The 20,584-nt window shown below is 70.9% G+C and carries 15 protein-coding genes and 1 pseudogene; 6 read left to right on the forward strand and 10 right to left on the reverse strand.

Annotated elements, in window-relative coordinates:
• Window position 1 precedes the first annotated feature (1 nt).
• Window positions 2–991 carry an isopenicillin N synthase family dioxygenase gene (locus tag QP090_RS16250; protein ID WP_285939722.1) on the reverse strand — a complete coding sequence of 330 codons (990 nt, stop codon included), beginning with the start codon at window positions 989–991 and terminating at the stop codon, window positions 2–4.
• A gap of 25 nt (window positions 992–1,016) precedes the next feature.
• On the reverse strand, window positions 1,017–2,480 hold the full coding sequence (locus QP090_RS16255; RefSeq protein ID WP_285939723.1) for an MFS transporter: 1,464 nt from the start codon (window positions 2,478–2,480) through the stop codon (window positions 1,017–1,019).
• Window positions 2,481–2,585: 105 nt separating this feature from the next.
• Between QP090_RS16255 and QP090_RS16260 the strand changes: the two genes are divergently transcribed.
• From QP090_RS16260 to QP090_RS16270, 3 genes are all read left to right on the forward strand, one after another.
• Window positions 2,586–3,302 (forward strand): TetR/AcrR family transcriptional regulator C-terminal domain-containing protein, encoded by a 717-nt coding sequence (locus tag QP090_RS16260; RefSeq protein ID WP_285939724.1) that lies wholly within the window; start codon window positions 2,586–2,588, stop codon window positions 3,300–3,302.
• Window positions 3,303–3,448: 146 nt separating this feature from the next.
• The gene (locus QP090_RS16265) at window positions 3,449–3,631 is read left to right on the forward strand and encodes a hypothetical protein (protein WP_285939725.1); all 183 of its coding nucleotides are present in this window, start codon (window positions 3,449–3,451) and stop codon (window positions 3,629–3,631) included.
• Between the two features lie 29 nt (window positions 3,632–3,660).
• Window positions 3,661–4,530: an MBL fold metallo-hydrolase gene (locus QP090_RS16270; RefSeq protein ID WP_285939727.1), complete on the forward strand. Its 870-nt coding sequence runs from the start codon at window positions 3,661–3,663 to the stop codon at window positions 4,528–4,530.
• Between the two features lie 54 nt (window positions 4,531–4,584).
• Here the strand turns inward: QP090_RS16270 and QP090_RS16275 are convergent, their stop codons facing one another.
• The 5 genes from QP090_RS16275 to dnaK all read right to left on the reverse strand — a co-directional run bounded on the left by QP090_RS16275 (window position 4,585) and on the right by dnaK (window position 11,920).
• The gene (locus tag QP090_RS16275) at window positions 4,585–7,596 is read right to left on the reverse strand and encodes an AAA family ATPase (protein WP_285939729.1); all 3,012 of its coding nucleotides are present in this window, start codon (window positions 7,594–7,596) and stop codon (window positions 4,585–4,587) included.
• Between the two features lie 53 nt (window positions 7,597–7,649).
• A complete protein-coding gene (locus QP090_RS16280; protein ID WP_285939730.1) occupies window positions 7,650–8,105 on the reverse strand; it encodes a heat shock protein transcriptional repressor HspR in 456 nt (151 codons plus the stop codon).
• A gap of 9 nt (window positions 8,106–8,114) precedes the next feature.
• On the reverse strand, window positions 8,115–9,302 hold the full coding sequence (gene dnaJ, locus QP090_RS16285) for a molecular chaperone DnaJ (RefSeq protein WP_285939731.1): 1,188 nt from the start codon (window positions 9,300–9,302) through the stop codon (window positions 8,115–8,117).
• Window positions 9,303–9,413: 111 nt separating this feature from the next.
• The gene (gene grpE / locus QP090_RS16290; protein WP_285939732.1) at window positions 9,414–10,052 is read right to left on the reverse strand and encodes a nucleotide exchange factor GrpE; all 639 of its coding nucleotides are present in this window, start codon (window positions 10,050–10,052) and stop codon (window positions 9,414–9,416) included.
• On the reverse strand, window positions 10,049–11,920 hold the full coding sequence (dnaK, locus tag QP090_RS16295) for a molecular chaperone DnaK (RefSeq protein WP_285939734.1): 1,872 nt from the start codon (window positions 11,918–11,920) through the stop codon (window positions 10,049–10,051). Before dnaK ends, grpE begins: the two co-directional genes overlap by 4 nt.
• Window positions 11,921–12,445: 525 nt before the next feature.
• On the opposite strand from dnaK, the gene QP090_RS16305 reads away from it, so the two are divergent.
• The 3 genes from QP090_RS16305 to QP090_RS16315 all read left to right on the forward strand — a co-directional run bounded on the left by QP090_RS16305 (window position 12,446) and on the right by QP090_RS16315 (window position 16,990).
• Entirely contained in the window at window positions 12,446–13,657 is a 1,212-nt protein-coding gene (locus tag QP090_RS16305; protein ID WP_285939735.1) for an acetyl-CoA C-acetyltransferase, read from the forward strand.
• Between the two features lie 258 nt (window positions 13,658–13,915).
• Window positions 13,916–16,063 (forward strand): (Fe-S)-binding protein, encoded by a 2,148-nt coding sequence (locus QP090_RS16310; RefSeq protein WP_285939737.1) that lies wholly within the window; start codon window positions 13,916–13,918, stop codon window positions 16,061–16,063.
• Window positions 16,064–16,192: 129 nt separating this feature from the next.
• The gene (locus QP090_RS16315) at window positions 16,193–16,990 is read left to right on the forward strand and encodes a ZIP family metal transporter (protein WP_285939738.1); all 798 of its coding nucleotides are present in this window, start codon (window positions 16,193–16,195) and stop codon (window positions 16,988–16,990) included.
• Between the two features lie 162 nt (window positions 16,991–17,152).
• On the opposite strand, the gene QP090_RS16320 is transcribed toward QP090_RS16315, so the two are convergent.
• The 3 genes and pseudogenes from QP090_RS16320 to QP090_RS16330 all read right to left on the reverse strand — a co-directional run bounded on the left by QP090_RS16320 (window position 17,153) and on the right by QP090_RS16330 (window position 20,346).
• Window positions 17,153–18,043, reverse strand: coding sequence for a glycine betaine ABC transporter substrate-binding protein (locus QP090_RS16320; protein WP_285939739.1), 891 nt, complete (start codon window positions 18,041–18,043; stop codon window positions 17,153–17,155).
• Between the two features lie 217 nt (window positions 18,044–18,260).
• Window positions 18,261–18,938: pseudogene (locus tag QP090_RS37540) on the reverse strand (ABC transporter permease); the annotation flags it as partial.
• A gap of 142 nt (window positions 18,939–19,080) precedes the next feature.
• Window positions 19,081–20,346, reverse strand: a complete 1,266-nt coding sequence (locus QP090_RS16330) for a quaternary amine ABC transporter ATP-binding protein (protein ID WP_285939741.1) — start codon at window positions 20,344–20,346, stop codon at window positions 19,081–19,083.
• Window positions 20,347–20,584: the final 238 nt, after the last annotated feature.

Raw genomic sequence — 20,584 nt, forward strand, 5'->3', positions numbered from 1 at the left:
CCTATGACCGGGTGAAGAGCTTCTCCATCTTCGTTTCCATCCATCGCCCGGCGATGACGCTTTCGGCGGGCCGACCGCCCGCCGCGGCGGCCATCGGTTCGATGGGGGCGTCGTGGTTGGGCTGGTAGAAGAAGGGGATGGAGACCCGGGAGGACGTGTTCCCCCTTTCCGGATTGATGACCCGGTGCATGGTCGAGACCCACCGTCCCCCGGTCCACAGGGCCATCAGGTCGCCGATGTTCACCACGAAACTGCCGGGAATGGCTCGGACGTCCCGCCATTCGTCCTCGCCCTGAAGGACCTGGAGCCCGCCCAGGCCGTCCTCTTGAAAGAGGATGGTCAGGCCGCCGAAATCGGTGTGCGCCCCCCTCCGCAACTGGCCCGGCAGCGGCGCCTCGACCTGCGGGTAGTAGTAGTTCGCGACGAGCGAGGACACGTTCCTGTCGAACTTGTCGTCGAAGTGGTCCTCGTCCAGCCCGAGGGCGAGCGCGAACAGGCGCATGAGGTCGTGGGCGAGCTCTCCCATGACGGCCATGTACTCGTGCCAGGTGTCCTTGAAGCCGGCGGGGACGCGCGGCCAGACATTGGCCAGCTTCCAGGTGGCCCAGTCGTTCCCGAGTCCCGCCCGCTCCTGGTCGCTGAGCTCGCCGGTCACGTGGACGCCGAAGGCCTCACAGAGGTCGGGAGGCGACTGCCGGTCGAGGCTCTGCGCGGTGGTCCCGCCGGACCTGCGGAATCCGGATACGCCGGGACGGTGGGCGACCAGGTCCTTCTCCGCGTCGGGCCGCTCGAAGAACGCGTTCGTCACGGCGTACATGCGGTCGATGAGCTCCCGGGGCACTCCGTGGTCCACGATGATGAAGAACCCCGAGTCCGCGCACGCGCCGCCGATCGCCTCGGCCAGCGCGGCGCGTCCCGCCGCGCCGTGCCTGGACGAGATGTCGATGACCGGCACGTATCCGTCGACCACGGTGACGGTTTCCTGCTTCATGGCGTGCGTTCCTTCCGTTGGCTCTTCAGGACTTCGCGGAGACGGACGGACCGGCCGCCTCCTCAGCGGGTTCCCGTGCCGCGCGCTTCACGGTCAGGGCCGCGGTGACGCACGCGGCGGCGGCGAGGATCCCGAACGCGACCGTCAGGGCGGTCGCGTAGCCGTGCACCGAGCCCTCGGCCGGCGTGGCGCGCCGGGACGCCAGGTAGGCCGCGGTGGCGCTCGCCGCGACGGTGTTGAGCAGCGCCGTGCCGAGCGCGGCCCCGAGCTGCTGCGCGGCGTTGTAGGCGGCCGACGCGGCTCCGATGTCGTGATGGCGCATGCCCGCGGTGGCCAGGGCGGCGGTCGGCGGGATGACGCACCCGAGGCCGAGCCCGGTGAGCGCCATCGCGGGCGCCAGGTACACCGGCAGGACGTCCGTGCTGTGCGCGGTCAGGCGGGTCAGGACGAGCATCCCCGCCGCGGCCGAGAGCAGTCCCGGAACGATCAGCGCCACCGGGGCGACGCGCCCGTGCAGCCTCCCGGCGATGAGCGTGGCGCCGAGCAGGGCGGCCAGCGCGTTGATGATCAGCGTCAGCCCCGCCTCGACCGGCGAGTAGCGCAGGACCGTCTGGGTGTAGTAGCTCATGAACAGGTAGAAGCCGAACATCGCGACGAACATCAGCGTGATCGAGATGAACGCCCCGGCACGGGCGCGGTGCAGGAGCACCCGCATCGGCAGCAGCGGACGGGGCGCGCGCAGCTCGACGGCGACGAACGCGGCCAGCAGTACCGCACCGCCCGCCAGCAGGCCCAGCACCTTCGGCGAGTCCCAGCCGAGCGGCTGGGCCTCGTTGAAGCCGTAGACCACCGCGGCGAAGCCCGCCGTGCTGAGCAGGGCACCCGGGACGTCGAGCCGTCCGCCCCCGCCGACCGGCCGGTCCCGTGGCACGGCCATCGTGCCGAGCACGGCGAGCAGCGCGATGGGGACGTTGATGAAGAGGCACCACCGCCAGCTCGCGTACTCGGTCAGCAGCCCGCCCGCGATGAGGCCGACCGCCGATCCCGCGGCGCCGACCGCGGCGAACACCCCGAATGCCCGGCCGCGTTCGCGGGCCTCGGTGAAGGTGAGCGTCAGCAGCGACAGCCCGGCCGGGGCGAGCGCGGCGGCGAACACCCCCTGGAGCGCCCGCGCCGCGAACAGCGTCTCGGGGTTCACCGCCACCCCGCCCAGCGCGGACGAGGCGGCGAAGCCGGCCAGCCCGACGGCGAACGTGCGCCGATGGCCGAACACGCCGCCGACCCTGCCGCCGATCAGCAGCAGCCCTCCGAACGCCAGCAGGTACGCGGTGACCGCCCACTGCCGGCTCGCATCGGACATGCCGAGGTCGCGCTGCGCGGACGGCAGCGCGATGTTCACGATCGTCCCGTCCAGGACCACCAGGAGCTGAGCCGCGCTCACCACCGGCAGCGTCCACCACCGGCGCCGTCCGGGACCGTCGTCCACCATGGCCCACCACCTAACGATGTTTGACTTCCCTAACAACGTTCGTCGATGGCACGTTACTACACTTGGCCGACCGGGCAGGGCGACCGAGACGTCAGGTGAGGTGCGATGGGCAAGGCGGACGACGCTCGCGACCAGCGGAAAGGCGGTGACATCCGGAGCGTCTGGCTGCGGCCCCGCCGCGTTTCCCGGGGGGAGCAGCCGCTCACCCTCGCGCGCATCGTCGAGGCCGCCGTCGCGCTGCTCGACGAGGAGGGCATCGACCGCCTCACCATGCGCCGCCTCGCCGAGCGGCTCGCGGTCGTCGCCCCGTCGCTGTACTGGCACGTCGACACCAAGGACGACGTGATCGACCTGGCCGTGGACGCGATCTTCGGCGCGGCGGCGCCGATCGAGCCGGGACCCGCGTCCGGCTGGCGCGAGGACATCACCGCGGTCCTGACCGCCTGGCGGGCCGCGCTGCTCCGGCACCCCTGGGCCGCCGGCGTCCCGGCCCGCCGCCGCCCGACCATCGGCCCCAACTTCCTGGCCGGCATGGAGACCCTGCAGACGACCCTCGTCCGCGCCGGGTTCACCGGCAAGGCCCTCTCCGCCGCGACCTGGGCGCTCTACAACCACGTCATGGGCTCCGCGTCGACCGAGTCCGCCCTGCACATCACCGACGAGGAACGCCGCGTGGGGCAAGAGCAACTGCGGGCCGCCCACGACCGCTACCCCACCCTGGCCGCCAACGGCTACCTCTACGACGACGACTGGGACGGCAGCTTCACCACCGGCCTCGACTACCTGCTGGACGGACTCCAAACCCAACTCGACCGCGAGTAGCCCACCACGATCCGTCCGGCCGCTCCCTCAGGTGGGGCTGGCTCCACCACGGATCCGGGTGGCTGGCCCCATGCCCCGGACGGGCGCATGCGCCTACCGTTCAAGGAGTCGGCGCGATCGTCGCGCCAGCGGACGAAGGGGATCTCATGGCCGTGGGTCGGGACGTGACGGGGGCGGGCGAAGGCCGTCCGAAACTGCGGCGCCGGCTGGTCACGGGGGCGCTGCTCGGTGCGGTGGTGACGGTGTCGGCGGTGGTGCCGCCGGCCGGGGGCTCGTTCGTCAGCGCGGGTGTCGCCCACGTCGCGCACGGCGCCCACGCCACGAAGTAGCCCGTGGATCGGGCTGTCATCATTTGCCCATGATCTTCCCTTCGAACAGAGAAGACGTCCGGCGGCTCAGCCGCGAGGCAGGGCCCAGGACGATCCGGCTCGGCGATCTGACGGTCAGCCATGTCCCGGACGGCGCGGTCCGGCTGCGACCCCGCGGGTGGTTTCCCAGCACGACCGGCGCCGACTGGGACGACCGTCCCGAATACCTCGACGGCGGGTGCCTGGTGGCGAGCGTCGGCGGCCTCCTGGTCGAGAGCGGCGACCGCGCCCTGCTCATCGACGCGGGCGTCGGCCCCGTCGACCGTCCGGCCGCCCCCAAGCCCTCCTTCCTCGGCCGTATCCACGGGGGCACGCTGGTGGAGGGCCTCGCGCGGGCCGGCCGGGCGCCCGCCGGCATTGAGGCCGTCGCCATCACCCACCTGCACTCCGACCACGTGGGCTGGCTCGCCCGGCCCGAGTTCGCCGCGACCCCCGTGCTCATCGCCGAACGCGAATGGGCGACACGCGACCTGGCGATCGCGCACGGCATCGGCGAGGCGGTCCTGGACGCGCTCGCGCCCCGCGTCCGGACCGTCGAGGACGGCGAGGAGATCTTCCCCGGCGTCCGGATGACCCTGATGCCCGGCCACACCGCCGGGCACGCCGTGTACACGATCGTCTCGGGAGGGCGGCGGCTCATCGCCTTCGGTGATGTGCTGCACTCCCCGGCGCAGATCGAGCACCCCGAATGGCCGGTCGTGGCCGACCACCGCGGGGGCCAGGCCTCCGCGCAACGCGCCGCGCTGATCGCCGAGCTGGAGCGGCCCGGCACGCTCGGCTACGGCGGCCACTTCGCCGACGTCGTCTTCGGACGGGTCGACCGCGACGGCGACCGCCCGTTCTGGAACCCCGAGCCCTGAGCGCCGCACCGCCGCCCGGGGTGGTGCGGGGCGGCGGCGCTGCCTACGGCACGGTCACTTCGTGAGGGTCACGGCTCCGGCGGGTTCGACGCTCAGCCGGTTGCCCTCCGTGTCGAGCTCGACGACGACCTTGTCGCCGTCGCGGGCCTTGCCCGACAGCAGCTCGCGGGCGAGCTGGTCGCCGATCGCGGTCTGCACCAGCCGCCGCAGCGGACGGGCGCCGTAGAGCGGGTCGTAGCCGGTCCGCGCGAGCCATTCGCGCGCCGCGTCGCTGACGTCCAGGGACAGGTTCCGGCTCGCCAGCCGGTCCCGCAGGTGGTCGATCTGGAGGCCGACGATCTGGGTGAGGTCGGCGGTCGACAGCGCCTCGAAGAGGATCACGTCGTCGAGCCGGTTGAGGAACTCGGGCTTGAACGCCTCGCTGAGCGCCTTGAGCACGGCCTGCCGCTTGGCGTCGTCGGCCAGGTCCGGGCTCACCAGGAACTGCGACCCGATGTTGGAGGTCAGGATCAGGATGGTGTTGCGGAAGTCGACCGTGCGGCCCTGCCCGTCGGTGAGCCGGCCGTCGTCGAGCACCTGGAGCAGGATGTCGAAGACCTCGGGATGCGCCTTCTCGACCTCGTCGAGCAGCACCACCGAGTAGGGCCGGCGCCGCACCGCCTCGGTGAGCTGGCCGCCCTCCTCGTAGCCGACGTAGCCGGGGGGCGCCCCGACCAGCCGCGCCACCGCGTGCTTCTCGGAGTACTCGCTCATGTCGATGCGGGTGAGGGCCCGCTCCTCGTCGAACAGGAACTCGGCGAGCGCCTTGGCCAGCTCGGTCTTGCCGACGCCGGTCGGGCCGAGGAACAGGAACGAGCCGGTCGGGCGGTCCGGGTCGGAGATGCCCGCGCGGGCCCGCCGCACCGCGTCCGACACGGTGCGCACCGCGGACCGCTGGCCGATCAGCCGGTGCCCGAGCTCGTCCTCCATGCGCAGCAGCTTGGCGGTCTCGCCCTCCAGCATCCGGCCGACCGGGATGCCGGTCCAGCTCGACACCACCTCGGCGATGTCGTCGGCGCCGACATCGGGCTTGACCATGGTCCGGTCGTTGCCCGGCTCGGCGTCGGCCTCACCGCGCAGTGCCTTCAGCTCCTTCTGGCCCTGCTGGATCCGGCCCTGGAGCCCGGCGTACTCCTTGTACTTGGCGTTCCGCTCGGGGTCGCCGCTGTCGAGCATGGTCGTGTCGGCCTGGAGCTGCGCGGCCTGCTCCTCGGCGCCCGCGATCTCACCGATCAGCGCGCGGATCCGGCCCAGCCGGGTCGCGGCCCGCTCCTGCCGCCGCTCCAGCCCGGCGAGCTCCTCGGACTTGGCCTCGATCTCGGCGGCCAGCTCGGCCGGACGGCTCCGCTCACCCTCGCCCCCGGCCCCGGTGTCGCCTCCCGAGGCGGCGTCGATCGCGTCGGACGCGCCGAGGTCGCGCTCCCGGTCGCGCAGGCGGTCGAGCGACCGGCGCAGCTCCTCGATGTCGAGCGACTGGAGCTTCAGCCGCTCGTCCTCCAGCTCCTGCTCCAGCCGCGGGATCTCGCGGTGCTGGACGTTGGCCGCGTCCTCCCGGTGCCGCTCCAGCGCGGCCTGCTCGGCGCGGCCGTGCGCCTCGTCGAGCTGCTCCTTCAGCCGCCCGATGGTGAGCAGGCTGCTCTTCTCGCGCTCCCACCGGTTGCGCAGCTCGCGGAGCCGCTCCTCCTGATCGGCGATCATCTGGTTGAGCCGGTCGAGCCGCTCGCGCTGGGACCGGTCCTTGGTGATCGCGAGCGCCTCCAGCCGCAGCCGCTCGACCCGCCGCTGCAACTCGTCGATCTCGACCGGCTGCGAGTCGATCTCCATGTTGAGCCGCGCCGCCGCCTCGTCCACCAGGTCGATCGCCTTGTCGGGCATGAACCGGGCGGTGATGTAGCGGTCGGACAGCGTCGCCGCCGCCACCAGCGCGGAGTCGGTGATCTGCACCTTGTGGTGCGCCTCGTACCGGCCCTTCAGCCCGCGCAGGATGCCGATGGTGTCCTCCACCGACGGCTCGCCGACGAAGACCTGCTGGAACCGGCGTTCGAGCGCCGGGTCCTTCTCGATGCGCTCGCGGTACTCGTCCAGCGTGGTCGCGCCGATCATGCGCAGCTCGCCGCGGGCCAGCATCGGCTTGAGCATGTTGCCCGCGTCCATCGCGCCCTCGGCCGCGCCCGCGCCGACCACGGTGTGCAGCTCGTCGATGAAGGTGATGACCCGGCCGTCGCTGTCCTTGATCTCGTTCAGCACCGCCTTGAGGCGCTCCTCGAACTCGCCCCGGTACTTGGCGCCGGCCACCATCGAGGCCAGGTCCAGCGAGATCACCCGCTTGTCCTGGAGCGCGCCGGGCACGTCGCCCGCGACGATCCGGCGGGCCAGGCCCTCCACGATCGCGGTCTTGCCGACGCCCGGCTCACCGATCAGCACCGGGTTGTTCTTGGTGCGGCGGGACAGCACCTGCACCACCCGGCGGATCTCACCGTCCCGGCCGATCACCGGGTCGAGCTTCCCGCCGCGCGCCGACTCGGTCAGGTCGACGCCGTACTTCTCCAGCGCCTGGAAGGTGTCCTCGGGGGTCTCGCTGGTGATCCGGGCGTTCCCGCGCATCTGCTCGAACGCCTCCAGCAGCGCCTCCGGCGTCGCCCCGGCCTCCTTCAGCACCCCCGCCGCCGGGCCGCCGTCGGTGGCCAGCCCGATCAGCAGGTGCTCGACCGAGACGTACTCGTCGCCGAGCCGCTCGGCCCGCATGGTCGCGGTGTTCAGCGTCACCGTCACCTGCCGCGACTGCTGCGGCGCCGACATCGTCGAGCCCGCCGCCTTCGGCATCGCGGCGATCTGCTCCTCGGCCCGGCTGCGCACCGCGCGCCAGTCGGCGCCGGCGGCCTCCAGCAGCCGGACGGTGCCGTCCGGCACCGCGATCAGCGCGGTCAGCAGGTGCTGCGTCTCGATCTGCGGATGGCCCTCGGCCGCGGCGCGGCGCATCGCGACCGCGATCGCCTCCTGGCTCTTGCGGGTCAGCTTGTAGCTCATCTGGCTCTCCCCGTGATGCTCGGCACCGTGGTGCTCACGCGGTGCTGCTGGTCCTACTCCCGGTTGCGCTCGTGCCACACCACGACGCTGGTGTGCCGGATCGGCACCAGGTCGGAGCCGGGGGTGCGACCGGGGGCGTCGCCGTGCCGCCGCTGCTGCGCGAGGCGCGCCGCGACGGCCCGGGTCGACTCGAGTTCGTTGGCGAGCTCCTCCAGCATCGCGCGGGCCTGGCCGAGCTCGTCCCGGAGCCGGCCGTTGTCGCGCTGGAGTTCGAGGATGTGCTTGATGCCCGAGAGGTTGATGCCCTCCTCCTGGGAGAGCCGCTGGATCTCGCGGAGCATCACGATGTCGCGCATCGAGTAGCGGCGGCCCCGCCCCGCCGTGCGGCCGGGACACACCAGCCCCATCCGGTCATAGGTCCGCAGCGTCTGCGGGTGCAGGCCGGAGAGCTGCGCCGCCACCGAGATCACATAGACCGGGGTGTCGTCGCCGAACGGGTCGGTGTTCATGGGCCGGCCTCACTCCTGTCTGGCCTGTTGGAGCAGCTCGCTGCGCAGGTCGTCGCCGTCGCCCGCCTCGTGCAGCTTCTCCAGCGCCTCGCGGGTGTGGTCGTCGACCTTCTGCGGGACGTTCACGTCGACGGTGACCAGGAGGTCGCCCTTGGTGCCGTCGCGGCGGGCGGAGCCGCGCCCGCGGACCCGGAAGGTGCGCCCGTTCGGGGTGCCCTCGGGGAGCCGCAGCGTGACCGGCGGCCCCTGGAAGGTCGGCACCTTGATCTCGGCGCCGAGCGCGGCCTCGGGGAAGGTCACCGGGACGGTCAGCGTGAGGTTGTCGGCGCTGCGGCCGAACACCTTGTGCGGCTTGACCTTGATGTTGACGTAGAGGTCGCCGGCCTGGCCGCCGTTCTCGCCCGGGGCGCCCTTGCCCTTGAGCCGGATCTTCTGCCCGTCGGCGACGCCCGCCGGGATGCGGGCCTGGATCGTGCGGGTGCCGGTCGCCCGGCCGCTGCCGTGGCAGGTCGGGCACGGGTCGTCGACGACGAGCCCCCGGCCGCGGCACTCCTGGCACGGCTCCTGGAAGCCGAAGCTGCCCAGGTTGCGGGTCTCCTGCCCGGTGCCCTCGCAGTTCGGGCACACCCGCGGAACGGTGCCGGCCTTCGCGCCGGTGCCGTGGCAGCTCGGGCAGCCGGCCTCGCTGGTCAGCTTGATCGGCACGGTCACGCCGTTCATGGCGCGGCCGAACGACAGCGTCACGTCGGTCTCGACGTCGGCGCCGCGCCGCGCCCGCCGCGCCCCGCTGGTCGGGCGGGTGCCCGTGCCGCCCCCGCCGCCGCGGTTGAACAGGCCGCCGAACAGGTCGCCGATGCGTTCGCCGGTGCCGCCGCCCGCGCCGCCCTGGCCGCCCTGCTGGCCGAACAGGTCGCCGAGGTCGAATCCGAACCCGCCGCCCTGCTGGCCGCCGCGGAAGCCGCTCGGCATCGACCGGACGCCGTCGTACTCCTTGCGGCGCTTGTCGTCGGACAGGACGTCGTAGGCCTCGGAGACCTCCTTGAACCTGTCCTCGGCGTCGGAGTCGCCCTTGTTGGCGTCCGGGTGGAACTTGCGGGCCAGCTTGCGGTACGACTTCTTGATCTCGTCCTGGGAGGCCGTCTTCGAGACACCGAGGACCTTGTAGTAGTCCTTCTCCAGGTAGTCCTTGGTGCTCACGGCGCCCCGCTCTCTGCTATCGCCACTGCAAAACGAATGGGTCGTACGGGTCCCGGGCGGCGCCGCCCCGGCCGGCCTCGGCCGGGACGGGACGGCACCGCCCGGATCGGTTCATTCGCCGTCGCCGGCCGCGTCCCCGCCGTCCGCGTCCGGGCCGGGCTCGACCACCGCGACCCGGGCGGCCCGCAGGATCCGCTCGCCGATGCGGTAGCCGGGCTGGAGCACGTCGCCGACGCTCGTCTCGTCGACGTCCGGCGAGTAGCCGTGCATCAGCGCCTCGTGCACCGTCGGGTCGAAGGGCTCGCCCTTCTCGCCGTACTTCGCCAGGCCGAGCTTGCCGACCGCGGCCTCCAGCGCCTCGCCGACGGACTTGAAGCCGCCGGTGAGCTCGTCGTGGTCGCGGGCCCGGCCGATGTCGTCGAGCACGGGCAGCAGCTCGTTCAGCACGCTGCCGACCGCCTGCTCGCGGAGTGCGCCCCGGTCGCGGTCGACCCGCTTGCGGTAGTTGGCGTACTCGGCCTGGAGCCGTTGCAGGTCGGCGGTGCGCTCGGCGAGCTGCGCCTTGAGCGCGGCGGCCTCCTCGTCCGCGGGCGCCCCGGCCCCGGCCTCGGCCCCGGGGGCCGGCGTCTCCGCCTGGTCCCCGGAGCCCGCGGTCTCGCGGACCGCGTAGGTCTCGGGATCGATGCGCCGCTTGTCGCGGATCACCGGGCCCTCGCGCTCTTCGCCCTCGCCCTTGGGGGAGGTCGTCACGCGGCACCGCCCTTCGGCTTGTCGTCGTCCACGATCTCGGCATCGACGACTTCGTCGTCCTGCTGCTCACCGGCCCCGCCCTGGGTGCCGGCCGTCGGACCCGGGTCGGCGCCCGCGTCGGCCTGCGCGCCCTCGGGGTTCTGGGCGTACATCGCCGCGCCCATCTTCTGGCTGATCTGGGCGAGCTTCTCGGCGCTGGTCTTGATCGCGTCGACGTCGGTGCCCTCGAGCGCCTTCTTGACCTCGGCGACGGCGTCGCCGACCTCGGTCTTCAGCTCGGCCGGGACCTTCTCGTCGTTCTCCCGCAGGAACTTCTCGGTCGAGTAGGCGAGAGTGTCGGCCTGGTTGCGGACCTCGGCCTCCTCCTTGCGCTTGCGGTCCTCCTCGGCGTACTCCTCGGCCTCGCGCATCATCTTGTTGATGTCGTCCTTCGGCAGCGCGCTGCCGCCGGTGATGACCATCGACTGCTCGCGGCCGGTGCCCTGGTCCTTGGCGCTGACGTTGACGATGCCGTTGGCGTCGATGTCGAAGGTGACCTCGATCTGCGGGACGCCGCGCGGCGCCGGCGGCAGGCCGGTCAACTGGAAGGTGCCGAGCTTCTTGTTGTACGCCGCGATCTCGCGCTCGCCCTGGTAGACCTGGATCTCCACGGACGGCTGGTTGTCGTCGGCGGTGGTGAAGGTCTCCGACCGCTTGGTCGGGATCGTGGTGTTCCGCTCGATGATCTTGGTGAAGATGCCGCCCTTGGTCTCGATGCCCAGGCTGAGCGGGGTCACGTCCAGAAGCAGGACGTCCTTGACCTCGCCCTTGAGCACGCCGGCCTGGAGGGACGCGCCGATCGACACGACCTCGTCGGGGTTGACGCCCTTGTTGGGGTCCTTGCCCGAGAGCTCCTTGACCAGCTCGGAGACGGCGGGCATCCGGGTGGACCCGCCGACCATCACGACCTGGTGGATGCCGTCGATCGAGATGCCGGCGTCCTTGAGGACCTGGTTGAACGGCGCCTTGGTGCGCTCGAGCAGGTCGGCGGTCATCCGCTGGAACTCGCCGCGGGTCAGCTTCTCGTCGAGGTGCAGCGGCCCCTCGGACGAGGCGGTGATGTAGGGCAGGTTGATCTGCGTCTCGGCGCCGCCGGACAGCTCGATCTTGGCCTTCTCCGCGGCCTCGCGCAGCCGCTGGAGCGCCATCTTGTCCTTGGACAGGTCGACGCCGTTGGCGTTCTTGAACTTCTCGACCAGCCACTCGACGACCTTGTTGTCCCAGTCGTCGCCGCCCAGGTGGTTGTCGCCGCTGGTGGCCTTCACCTCGACCACGCCGTCGCCGACCTCCAGCAGGGACACGTCGAACGTGCCGCCGCCGAGGTCGAAGACCAGGATGGTGGCCTCGTTCTCCTTCTCCAGGTGGTAGGCCAGCGCGGCCGACGTCGGCTCGTTGATGATGCGCAGGACGTTCAGGCCCGCGATCGTGCCGGCCTCCTTGGTGGCCTGCCGCTGGTGGTCGGAGAAGTAGGCGGGCACGGTGACGACCGCGTCGGTGACCGTCTCGCCCAGGTAGGACTCGGCGTCCCGCTTCAGCTTCTGCAGCACGAACGCGCTGATCTGCTGAGGGGTGAAGTCCTTGCCGTCGATGCTGGTCTTCCAGTCGGTGCCCATCTCGCGCTTGACCGAGCGGATCGTCCGGTCAACGTTGGTCACCGCCTGGCGCTTGGCGACCTCGCCGACGAGCACCTCGCCGTTCTTGGCGAAGGCGACGACGGACGGCGTGGTCCGCGACCCCTCCGCGTTCGCGATGACGGTGGGCTCGCCGCCCTCCAGGATCGCGACGACCGAGTTGGTCGTCCCGAGGTCGATGCCGACCGCACGTGCCATGTCTCTCGTCCTCCGTCTTTTGGCTTCCCTGTATCGCGATACCGCGTCACGTCGCGCCGTACCGCCCCCCGGCGCGTCCCCCCAGGGTGCGGCCGGTTCAGTCTCTGTCGGCAAGGGTGCACCGGGTCGGCCGTCTTGTCAAATGACTTGAGTCGACCCGACTCAACTTTGCTGCCGGTCTCTACAACAGGACGTATGAGCGCCCTATTCCGGTTCCCGGCGCCCGCCGACCACCGGTAAGAAGGACCGCCGCCTTCACGGCGCTCTACGACACCCACTACCGGCGCGTCTACGGCTGCGCCGCGAGCCGGGCCGGCCGGCAGGCGGCCGAGGAGGTGGCCAGCGAGACGTTCTGCGTCGTGTGGCGGCGGATGGCCGATTTGCCGGACGCCCCGCTGCCCTGGCTGTTCGGCATCGCCCGCTGGGCGGGCCGCCGCGCGGGCTGGATGGAAGCCCGCGGTACGGGGCCTCGCGGGCACCTCATAGCCTTCGGGTGCTGCCATCGTCCCCAGCTCAGGAGCCCTTATGCGAGAAGCGGTGATCTGCGAACCGCTGCGTACCCCGATCGGCCGATTCGGCGGGGTGTTCAAGACCGTCTCGCCCGTCGAGCTGGCCGCCACCGCGATCCGGGCCCTCGTCGAGCGGACCGGGCTGCCGGGCGGCGCCGTCGACGAGGTGATCCTCGGCCAGTGCAACCCCAGCGCGGACGCCCCCGCCATCGGACGCGTCGCCGCGCTGGACGCGGGCCTGCCCGTCGAGGTCGGCGGCACTCAGATCGACCGGCGGTGCGGCTCGGGCCTCCAGGCCGTCCTGAACGCCGCGATGCAGGTCCAGACCGGTGTCAGCGAGGTGGTGATCGCGGGCGGCGCGGAGAGCATGAGCAACGCGCCGTTCTACACCACCGAGGCGCGCTGGGGCGTCCGCGGCACGGGACTCGAGCTCCACGACGCGCTCGCGCGCGGGCGGGTGACCGCCGGAGGCGTCCACCACCCGGTCCCCGGCGGGATGCTGGAGACCGCCGAGAACCTCCGCCGCGAGTACGGCATCGGCCGCGAGGAGCAGGACGAGCTGGCCGTCCGCTCCCACCGGCTCGCCGTCGCCGCCCAGCGCGAGGGGCGCTTCGCCGACGAGATCGTCCCGGTGACGGTGCGGTCGCGTAAAGGCGACACGGTCGTCGACACCGACGAGCACCCCCGCCCCGACACCACGCTGGAGGGGCTCGCCAGGCTGCGTCCCGTCCTCGGCCGGGACGACGACCAGGCCACCGTCACCGCGGGCAACGCCAGCGGCCAGAACGACGCCGCCGCCGTCTGCGTCGTCACCACCCCTGAGCGCGCCGCCGAACTGGGCCTGCGCCCCCTCGTCCGGCTGGTCTCCTGGGCGCTGGCCGGCGTCCCGCCCCGCACCATGGGCATCGGCCCCGTTCCCGCCACCGCCCGCGCGCTCGCGTCCGCCGGCCTCACCCTCGCCGATATCGACCTCATCGAGCTGAACGAGGCGTTCGCCGCCCAGGCCATCGCGGTCACCCGCGAGTGGGACCTCAAGGCCGCCGACTGGGACCGGGTCAACGTCAACGGCTCCGGCATCTCCCTCGGCCATCCCGTGGGCGCGACCGGCGCGCGGATCCTGGCCACCCTCGCCCGCGAGATGCACCGCCGGGAGGCCCGCTACGGCCTGGAGACCATGTGCATCGGCGGCGGCCAGGGCCTCGCCGCGATCTTCGAACGCCTGGCCTGACCCGCCCGCTCCGGGCGCGCCCGGAGCGGGCGGCCCGGTGGAATGTCGTGGTCCTGAGGACGGGGCGCCGTGCCGGGTCCGGCGATTCCCGCAGGTACGGGGATCGCGGCCCGTGCACGCCTGATCGTCGCGATGTCCGGGAGGCATCCCCGACGGCGGGTAAGCTACTGCCGAGTAGTGTTCGGCCCCCGGTTGAAGCGCGTTCTGTCGCGAGCCTTACGCTGACAGCCATCGCCCGTACCTCAGGAGGACGGAACAGTGTTCTGGCTCACTTTGATCATTGGGCTCGCCGGGACGGCGGTCGCCCTCGCGCTCGCCGGACGGCGGGTGCTCTTCCTGTGGAAGCTCTTCAAGGTCGGCCAGCCCGACCCTGAGCGGATCCTCCAGGTCAAGCGCGACCCCAAGGCCGACATCGAGGGCCAGGTCGTCGAGGTCATGGGGCAGCGCAAGCTGCTCAAGTGGACCCTCGCCGGCATGGCGCACTTCGCGGTCATGTGGGCGTTCATCCTGCTGGCCACCGTCTACCTTGAGGCCGCGGTCGCGCTGCTGTTCGGGCTCGACAAGCACATTCCGGGGCTCCAGACCTGGGGACCGATCGGGTTCGTCCAGGACACGATCGCGCTCGCCGCCACGCTCGGCCTGATCGTCTTCGCGGCGATCCGGTGGAAGAACTCGCCGGCCAGGCTCGACCGCGGCTCCCGGTTCAAGGGCTCGCACACCGGCGGCGCGTGGCTGATCCTCTTCATGATCTTCAACGTCGTCTGGACGATGTTCTTCTTCCGCGGCGTCGAGTGGGCCAGCGGCAACCTCGACTACGGCAAGGGCGCCTACTTCTCCTACCTGGTCGGGCAGCTCTTCAAGGGGATGAGCCACGACACCCTCGAGGTGCTGGAGTCGGTCGGCCTGCTGCTGCACATCGGTGTGGCGCTGGTGTTCCTGGTCATCGTGGTCAACTCCAAGCACCTGCACATCTTCATCGCGCCGCTGAACGTCATGTTCAAGCGCCGGCCCGACGGCCTCGGCGCGGTGCAGCCGATGATGAGCCAGGGCAAGCCCCTCGACTTCGAGGAGGCCGACCCGGACGAGGACACCTTCGGCCGCGGCAAGATCGAGGACTTCACCTGGAAGGGCCTCCTCGACATGGCCACCTGCACCGAGTGCGGGCGTTGCCAGTCGCAGTGCCCCGCCTGGAACACCGGCAAGCCGCTGTCGCCGAAGATGCTCGTCCTGGAGCTGCGCGACCACGCGTTCGCCAAGGCGCCGTACATGCTCGCCTCCGAGGACGAGCGGGCGAAGTTCACCGACGAGCAGAAGGCCACCATGCAGGTGGACAGGGAGCTCGTCGGCGAGGACGGCGTCATCCACCCCGACGTGCTGTGGTCGTGCACCAACTGCGGCGCGTGCGTCGAGCAGTGCCCGGTCGACATCGAGCACATCGACCACATCCTGGACATGCGCCGCTTCCAGGTCATGATCGAGTCGTCGTTCCCGTCCGAGGCGGGGGTGATGCTCAAGAACCTGGAGAACAAGGGCAACCCGTGGGGGATGTCGGAGACCAAGCGGCTCGACTGGACCCAGGAGCTCGACTTCGAGGTCGCCGTCGTCGAGGACACGATGCCCGAGGACACCGAGTACCTCTTCTGGGTCGGCTGCGCCGGCGCCCTCGAGGACCGCGCCAAGAAGACCACCAAGGCCGTCGCCGAGCTGCTGCACATCGCGGGCGTCAAGTTCGCCGTGCTCGGCCCGATGGAGGCGTGCACCGGCGACCCGGCCCGCCGGCTCGGCATGGAGTTCGTCTTCCAGATGCTCGGCCAGCAGAACGTCGAGACCCTGAACGAGGCGGGCGTCAAGAAGATCGTCGCGACCTGCCCGCACTGCTTCAACACCCTGGCCAACGAGTACCCGCAGATCGGCGGCCAGTACGAGGTCGTGCACCACACCCAGCTGCTCGCGCACCTGGTCGAGGAGGGGAAGCTCACCCCGGTCGCCCCGATCGAGGAGAACATCACCTACCACGACCCCTGCTTCCTCGGCCGGCACAACAAGGTCTACAAGCAGCCGCGCGACATCATGGCCACGGTGCCCGGCGTCAAGACCCAGGAGATGCACCGGCACAAGGACCGCGGCTTCTGCTGCGGCGCCGGCGGCGCGCGGATGTGGATGGAAGAGCGCATCGGCAAGCGGATCAACACCGAGCGCGTGGACGAGGCCCTGGAGACCAACCCCGACACCGTCTCCACCGCCTGCCCGTTCTGCCTGGTGATGCTCGGCGACGCCATCAACGAGAAGAAGAACTCGGGCGAGGCCAAGGAGACGCTGGAGGTCGTGGACGTCTCGCAGCTCCTCATCCGCTCGATCAAGGGTGAGGGCACCGCACCGGAGAAGCAGCCGGTCGCCGCGGAATAGGCCGCCGCAGGGCCCCCGGCGCGACCACCACGGCCGCCCCGGGGGCCTTCGCGTCCCCGTCGGCGTTCTATAGGCGTACATGGTGTCCCGTTGGGCAAGCGTTTCCCCGGTCCGGGATAGGACCGGACCATGGCCGTGCTGCTGTCGCTCCTGGCGTTCCTGATGACGCTCGCCGGTGGTCTCGCGGCCATGCGCGTGCACGACCACCGGCATCTGGTGCTCGGCCTCGCCGGCGGGCTGATGCTCGGTGTCGTCGCGTTCGACCTGGTGCCCGAGTCACTGGAGATGTCCGGCCCGGGACCGCTGGGGGTGCCCGCGCCGATGATCGGCTTCGCCTGCGGCTTCCTGCTGCTGCACGTGGTGGAGCAGTCGGTGGCCATCCACCGGGGGCACGAGGGGGAGTACGCGCCGCACGTCCACGCGCACGGTCCCGCCGTGCCCCGTCCGCCGGCCGCCGGGGCCCAGGCAACCGGGGCCCAGGGAGCCGGGGCGGCGAAGGTGGGGCTGCTGGCCGCGTGCGCGCTGGTGGCGCACAGCTTCATCGACGGGCTCAGCATCGGACTCGGCTTCCAGTCCGGGACCGAGGTCGGCGCGTTCGTGGCGCTCGCGGTGGTCACGCACGACTTCGCGGACGGCTTCAACACCTTCACCGCCGCCTCGCTGAACCGCGCCGGCCGGCGTCCGGCACTGGTGCTGCTGTTCGCGGACGCCCTCGCCCCGATCGCCGGGGCCGCGGCCACCCTGCTGATCAGCGTGCCCCGCTCGGTCCTCGGCCCGTATCTGGGGCTGTTCGCCGGGGTGCTGCTCTACCTGGCGGCGGCGGAGATCCTGCCCGAGGCGCACAGCGACCACCCCAGGATCCTGACGCTCTGCGCGACCGCGCTGGGCCTCGTCGTGGTCCTGCTGGGCGTCGGCCTGGCCGACTGACGTCCCGGGAACGTCCGGAACGTCCGGGAACGGCAGAGGGCCGTCCGGTCGCCCGGACGGCCCTCTGTCACCTTCGCGTCCCGCGGGACGGCCCTGGAGCGCGCTGGAGCGCCCCTGCCCGCCGTCCCGGGAACGGTCCCAGGACGTACCCGGGACGGGGACTCAGCTGGTGAGCTGCTTGGCGTAGTCCCCGTTGGTCTTGATCCACTCGTTCACGGCCTCGTCGGGCTTGCCCTTGAACTTGTTCTCCATCAAGTCCTCGAGGGGCCCGAGGTGCTCGTCGTCCATCCTGAACTTCTTCAGCCAGGCCGTGATCTCGGGCTGGTCCTCGCCGAAGCCCTTGCGCGCGATGGTGTTGACGCCGTCGGGCTTGCCCATCGCGCCCTTGGGGTCGGCCAGGTCGCGGATCGGGAACTTGCTGTAGGCCCAGTGCGGACGCCACAGCGTGACGACGATGTCCTTCTTGGCGTCGGTGGCCTTCTTCAGCTCGGTGAGCATGGCCGCCGTGGACGAGGTGGTGACCTTGTACTCGTCCTTGATGTCGTAGGCGGGGAGCATCTCCTCCTGCGACACCCGGTAGAGGCCGGAGCTCTTCTCAATGCCGATGATCTTGCCGTCGTAGCTGGAGCCCTTGCCCTTGAGGTCGGCCAGCGACTTCAGCGGCGAGTAATTCGGCACCGCGATGGTCAGCGGGGCCTTGTCGTACCAGACGCCGACCTTCTCGAGCTTGTCGCCGTACTTCTTCCAATAGTCCTCGTGCGTGCCGGGCAGCCAGGAGTCGAGGAACAGGTCCACGTCACCCTTGGACATGCCGGTGTAGAGGGGGCCGGTGTCCAGCGTCTTGACGTCGACCGTGTAGCCCTTGTCGGTCAGGACCCGCTTCCACAGCGCGGTCGCGGCCTCGCCCTCGGCCCAGCCGGACACCATGCCGATCGTCAGCTTCTTGTCGTTCTTGCCGGAACCGGAGTCGTCGCCGCCACCGCAGGCCGCGGCGGAGAGGGTCAGCGACAACGCCACGGTGGCCACGGCCACCTTCTTGAATGTCAGGCGCATACTGCCTGTGTCCTTTCGTTGTATTTCGGGAGGTTCAACGGGGCGAGTCCGCCGCTGCCGTCGCGGACGCCTTCTCGGACGTCTTCGCGGGCACCTCGGCGGGGGTCTTCGCGCGCGGCTTCGTGGTCAGCTTGGTGGGGTCCACGGTGCGCCCGGAGGACATGTTGCTCGCGCCCCGCTGGAAGAGGGTGAGCCCCATGCCGCCGCCCTGGCCGAACGAGCCGGTCAGCCGGTCGAGGAAGATCGCCACCACGACGACCGCGACGCCGCCTTCGAAGCCCTTGGGGATGTCGACCCGGTTGATGCCCTCCAGCACCTCGCCGCCGAGACCGTCGGCGCCGGCCATCCCCGCGATGACGACCATCGACAGCGACAGCATGATGAGCTGGTTGATGCCGGTCATGATCGACGGCATCGCGAGCGGGATCTGGATGCGGGTCAGGATGCGGTTCGGCGGGGTGCCGAACGCGTGGCCCGCCTCCACCATCTCCTTGTCGACGCCGCGGATGCCGAGCTCGGTGAGCCGGACGCCGGGGGGCAGCGCGAAGATCACGGTCGCCACCACGCCCGGGACCACGCCGATGCTGAAGAAGAACACCGCCGGGATCAGATAGACGAACGGCGGCATCGTCTGCATGAGGTCCAGGATCGGACGCAGGACGCGGCTCACCACGTTGCTCCGGGCGGCGGCGACGCCGAGCGGGAGCGCGATCACCACCGCCACCACCGCCGCGACCAGCACCATCGCCAGCGTGTCCATCGCCGGCTGCCACAGCTCCATGTTGTCGATCAGGCCGAAACCGAGCAGCGTGAACAGCCCGAGCTTCCAGCCGGCCAGCAGCAGCGCCAGCGCGGTGAAGATCAGGATCAGCACCCAGGTGGGCGGAGCGGTCAGCCAGGTGGTGAGGTGCTCGACGGTGAACGTCACCGCGGAGCTGATCCCGTCGAAGAGCACGCCCAGGTTGTCGGTCATCCAGCCGACCAGGCTGTCGAACCAGTCACCGACCGGCACGCGGGGCACACCGGAGGCGATCACGTCATTCTGCGTCAACGGTGCTGCCCTCCTTCGTCAGTTCGAGATCGGGGGTGCCCGCGGGCTCCTCCGTGACCTCCACCACATGAGTGTTGATCGCGCCCAGCGCGGCCAGCAGCGTGACCCGGGGGATCACGCCGAGCAGGGTCCCGTCCTCGTCCGTGACCGGAACCGGGAGATCGCTCTCGGCGCAGCGGGCAAACAGCTCGGCCACGGAGGTGTCGGGCGCCACCGGGTCCAGGTCCTCGGGGTCGAGCAGTGAGTCGAGCGACTGCACCCCGTCGGTGACGGCGTCGGCGACGGCCGTGGCCTTCACCTTCCCGACCAGCCTGCGCTCCCGGGTCAGCACGAACGCCGCGGAGGTCTGGTGCTCGCGCATGGTGCGCAGCGCGGTCCGCGGGCCGCTGCTGGCGGGCACGGTGACCAGGGGCTTCTCCATCACCGACGCGGCGGTCAGCACCCTGGTACGGTCCACATCGGCGACGAACTGCGCGACGTAGTCGTTCGCGGGGTCGGTGAGGATCTCCTCGGCCGTGCCGATCTGCACGATCCGGCCGTCGCGCATGACCGCGATGCGGTCCCCGATGCGCATGGCCTCGTTCAGGTCGTGGGTGATGAACACGATCGTCCGGTTTAGCCGGCGTTGCAGGTCGATCAGCAGATCCTGCACCTCGCGCCTGATCAGGGGGTCGAGCGCGCTGAACGCCTCGTCCATCAGGATGATGTCGGTCCCGGCGGCCAGGGCGCGGGCGAGCCCGACGCGCTGCTGCATGCCGCCCGAGAGCTGGCCGGGGACCTTGTCCTCCCAGCCGTCGAGGCCGACCAGGCCCAGGAACTCCCGGGCGGTCTCCTCTCGTTCTGCCTTGGCGACGCCGCGGACTTCGAGGCCGTACGCCGCGTTGGCCAGAACGGTGCGATGGGGGAAGAGGGCGAAGTGCTGGAAGACCATGCTGACCTTGTTCTGCCGCAAGGTCCGCAGTGCTTTGGGCGACATCTTCGCGATGTCCTCGCCGTCGATCTCGACGCTGCCCGAGGTGAGCTCCAGGAGCCCGTTCAACATCCGGATCAGGGTCGATTTGCCCGAGCCGGACAGGCCCATGACCACGAAGATCTCGCCCTGCTCGACCTCGAAGGTCGCGTCCACCACCGCCGGTGTGACGCCGAGGGCGCGGATCTCCTCAGGATCCGAGCCCGCCTTGAGTTTTCGTTGCGCCTCGGCCGCCTTCCGGCCGAACAACTTGGTGACGCTTTCCGCGCGGAGTATGGACACGATCTCCTTTCGTGTTCCCACGGGCATCCGAAGTGGACGCCGGCCCCCGGCGGTCCGGGGGTGCGCGGAAACTTTGTGAGCGCGCTTATCCGTGCACGGCGCCCGAGGAGATGTGGCTCACGTTAAGAAGCTGTCAACCGGACGCCAACGCTGTGCGTCGACCGAAACTACCCGTCCCGAGAAGATGTTTCATCTTTTGGTGATCTGCGTCACATTTGCCCACGGTGACCTGCCCTCC

This window comes from Actinomadura xylanilytica (assembly GCF_030283145.1).
GTDB classification, from domain to species: Bacteria; Actinomycetota; Actinomycetes; order Streptosporangiales; family Streptosporangiaceae; genus Spirillospora; species Spirillospora xylanilytica.